General features: G+C 67.4%; 3 protein-coding genes and 1 pseudogene. 2 read left to right on the top strand and 2 right to left on the bottom strand.

From position 1 onward, the window contains the following. Positions 1-1,000: 1,000 nt before the first annotated feature. Positions 1,001-1,423, top strand: a complete 423-nt coding sequence (locus tag VB080_RS07110; RefSeq protein ID WP_323417740.1) for a hypothetical protein — start codon at positions 1,001-1,003, stop codon at positions 1,421-1,423. 156 nt (positions 1,424-1,579) lie between these two features. Next, on the top strand, positions 1,580-1,783 hold the full coding sequence (locus tag VB080_RS07105) for a hypothetical protein (RefSeq protein WP_323417739.1): 204 nt from the start codon (positions 1,580-1,582) through the stop codon (positions 1,781-1,783). A gap of 264 nt (positions 1,784-2,047) precedes the next feature. Here the strand turns inward: VB080_RS07105 and VB080_RS07100 are convergent, their stop codons facing one another. Both VB080_RS07100 and VB080_RS07095 read right to left on the bottom strand, forming a co-directional pair. Beyond that, complete coding sequence (locus tag VB080_RS07100; RefSeq protein WP_323417738.1) at positions 2,048-3,448, bottom strand: recombinase family protein; 1,401 nt, start codon at positions 3,446-3,448, stop codon at positions 2,048-2,050. Between the two features lie 61 nt (positions 3,449-3,509). Then, a pseudogene (locus VB080_RS07095) lies at positions 3,510-3,581 on the bottom strand (hypothetical protein); the annotation flags it as partial. Between the last annotated feature and the right edge of the window lie 46 nt (positions 3,582-3,627).

Below are 3,627 nucleotides of genomic sequence, written 5' to 3'. Positions count from 1 at the left end.
CCTGGTGTGTTGTCGTGGTCGTTGGTGAGGATCGACGCGCCGGGGCGGGATGACTTCCGGGGTGCTGCCGGCGCCCAGTCGGATCTGCCAGCGGTCGGCGGCCGGGTCGTGGCCGGGCTCGACGATGCCGTGGTGGTGGGGCAGACCAGCACGAGGTTAGTTGGCAAGTATTAATATGCCCTCTGGCTGGCCGGTTGAGCATGCTGTGACTAGGGGTGATGGCCGGGGATGCTGGCGCGCCGTAGGCGCGCTCTTTACTTGAATAAGCAACACAACTCGTTTTGGAACTTGGTTGGCACGGCGGGGGCCTGGTCGCAGTGTCCCACCCCCGCCTTGGACGCCGTTTGGGGCGGCGCGGCGTCCGGCAGACCAAGGCCAGGCCCCCGCTGGTGAGGTGCGCATCCAGGCCGGATGCGGTGGGCGCGTCAAGCTGAGTTGACAAGAGTTGCACTGGTGTGATTCGGCGTGTCATCCTGGGACAGCAACGTGCTCGCTAACCTGTTCTGGCGAGTGACGTGCCGCCAGATCGCCGGTTGGATGCCGGTACTACCGAGAGAGTTGCACAAGGGAACAGGGCGCACGACCGCTGACGCGCTGCGGGTGATGAGGGAGAAAGCGGGCCTGCCACCCGCGGCTGGCGAACTACCGAGTTCTGTGGGAGTTCGCGCCAATGTCTGGCAGTTCTATAGCGGTCCGCCGCGATGGTGCCTATTGGCACATGTCGTTGTACCCGTCGGCGGGTGAGGGTGGCGGTTGTTTCGTGCCTTCGGCTGCTCGTCGGCCTGGTGGCGGTGGTGCCGATCCGGAGCGGTCGGCGGCTGAGGCTGCGCGGCGGGCAGCGGGTCGGCTTCGGCGGTACTGCGCTCACAACACGCTGGATCGCTTGGTTACGCTGACTTATCGGCCTCCGTTCTGCTTGGACCCGAAGGTGCTTCGGAGTGACCTGGCGAGGTTCGTTCGGCGGCTTCGTGCGGCGCTGGGTGATGAAGCGTTCCCCTACGTGTGGGTGCCCGAGCTGCACAAGGATGGTCGCCGCTTCCATGCTCACTGCGCAGTAGGCCGGTACGTCCCCAAGCCGCTGCTGAACGCGTCGTGGCCGCACGGGTTCACCCATATCAAGCGGCTGGATGGCTACGCGGAGGGTGATCAGTGGTGGCGGGCGAGGGTCGCCGCGCGGTACCTGTCGAAGTACGTCACCAAGTCGTTCACGGACGCTAGGGCGCGTCCGAAGGGGCTGCATCGGTTCGACGTGGCCCAGGGGTTCACGCCGCGCCCGATGGTGCTGGCAGCGAACTCACGGGATGCGGTGATCGCCCTGGGGGCGGTGGTGATGGGTGGTGAGCCGTCTTCGGTGTGGCTGTCGGACGGGCAGCCGGGTTGGCAGGGGGCGCCATCGTTCTCGGTGCGGTGGGGGGCGCTGTGAGCGGGCGCTACTACTCCGAGGAACAGGTCACGAACTGGCTAGCCGCTTCATGCGAGCGGCAAGGGGTGCCGGTTGCGGTCAGCGACCGGGACACGCTGGCGCGGGTGGCGGTGCTGCTCGGGGCGGCAGCGCGACAAGGGAAGGGCAGGAAACGACATGTGGCATGAACTCGGCGCGGTGACCCTGGATGTGGAATCGGAGGACTGGGCGGCAGCGTGTGCCCGGCTGCCGTGGCTGGAGGGTGCGGCGGAGGCGCTGCTGGCGGTCGTGGGGCCGCTGGCGGTGGCTCAACTGTTCGACGAGTACGGGGTACCGTTCCGGCTGACGCTTCTCGATGGGCCGTGTGGCTGTGAGGCGTAACCGCTGGGCTGAATCGCGGTGCGTGGTGTGCGGCGAGCAGCGTTCGGCTGGTGGTGGCCTGTGCGGGCGCTGCTGGGCCTTCTGGTCCCAGGTGAGGGCTGAAGGCGCGTCCGGGGGCAGTGGGGCGCCCTGGAAGCGATGCTGAGCAGGCTAGCGACCCCGACCGCGCGCCGGAGCGGCCGCTTGCGGCCGCCCGCCGCACGGCGGGGTGCTAGCGCGGTCCGGGTCGCTGCGGGGTTCACTCCCGCAGACGGGTTCGGTGCTTCACAGTCGCCAGATGGGTTCAACGCGGCCGGGGTCGAGGGAACGCGCGCCGGGCCGTCCGGGGTGGATGATCGCGTGGTCGAGAACGGCGGCGATGATCGCGTGCTGGCGGCTGACCGACAACGCGGCGAACTGCTCGGCCAGGTGTGGGTTGGTTGGGTCAATGGTATTGAGGGCGTCGGCTCCCGCGAGTTGGGCTAGCTTGGCCTGGGCGGTCCTGAGGTCGCGGTCGATGGGTTCGCGCGCGGCCCGGAACTCCAGAGCGTCAAGCTCGCCGGTGCCGAGCATGGTGGCAAGCATCTCTTTGCGCTTGCGGAGTTCCTCAATGTGAGAGTGGATCGCTGCTGTGCTGTTGGCTGGGCCAGCCTGGCGGGTCATGGCCTGGTGGAGTTCGGGGCTGTTGAGCCGTCGCAGGACGGCGGTGGTGATGAGTTCCTCGACTGGTCCGGCCTCGACCTGGCGGCGTCCGCAACCTCCGAAGTCCGGGCCATTAGGGCAGGCGTAGACGCGGCGGTCGGGACGAGAGTGGCAGTTCATGCGGGTTCCGCAGGTGCAACGTAGGAGGCCGCTGAGGGCGTAGCGGTTGCGGGCACGCTTGCCCTGGCTTGCGCGCTGCTGAGCTAGGGCGATCATCTGGTCTCGGGTCTCGGGGGTGATGATGCCGGGCCAGGCGGCGGGGCCGTGAATCTTGCGGTGGTACTCCCGTAGGCCGGCGATCCGTCCGGACAGCATCATGCCGCGTACGGTGGTGGAGTGCCACGGGTTCCCGGTGGTGGTGGGGATCTGTTGATCCTGAAGCCATCCGGTCAGGGAAAGCCACGACTCCCCGGCAAGGAACCGTTCGGCAAGCTGCCGGATGATCGCGGCTTCGGACTCACGAATGGTCATCTTGTCGGGTTCGTACCCGAAGGGACGGCGGTGGCCCCCGGCCAGGGGTAGCCCGTTGTCGGCGATCTCCTGATACTTGCGGGTCAAGCGGCGTGACTTCGAGGCGGACTCGTTCGCTGCGACAGCGGCCATGATGCGCAGGATGAGCAGGCCATCGCCGGTCATGGGGTCAGCGCCACCGGTGACGAACTGGAGAGGCACGCGGGCGGTGGTCAGTACGTCGATGAAGTCTTCGAAGTCACGCGGGCGGCGGGCGAGCCGGTCGGGGTGGTAGATCAGCACGCCGTCACGAGTGCCGCTGGCGATGTCCTCGACCAGGCGTTGATAGGCCGGGCGGTGCTTGCCGGAGTAGGCGGACACGTCGTTGTCCTGGTAGACCTCGGCAACGGTCCATCCAAGGCGTGCGGCCAGGGCACGGCAGTCCTGTTCCTGTCGGGCGACTCCGAGGCCGGTACCCTCCTGGTCGCTGCTGATCCGGACGTACACGGCGGTGGCCTGAGGCGCAGATTTCATAGAGGACATATTTGCACGGAATAAGGTTGGCAAGATCCGAAGGCCCGCCCTGCCACCACGGGGTGATGTGATGCGCATGACAATCCTGCGGTGGCTTGTCGCAACCGGGGAACGTGCACCCGCCATCGCGGATTTCGAGGGCTTGACGCTGCGCAGGGGTGACGAACCGCTGGGATTGC

Source organism: Propionicimonas sp. (assembly GCF_034927565.1).
Lineage (GTDB): Bacteria > Actinomycetota > Actinomycetes > Propionibacteriales > Propionibacteriaceae > Propionicimonas.
This window is presented reverse-complemented; position numbering and strand designations above follow the sequence as displayed.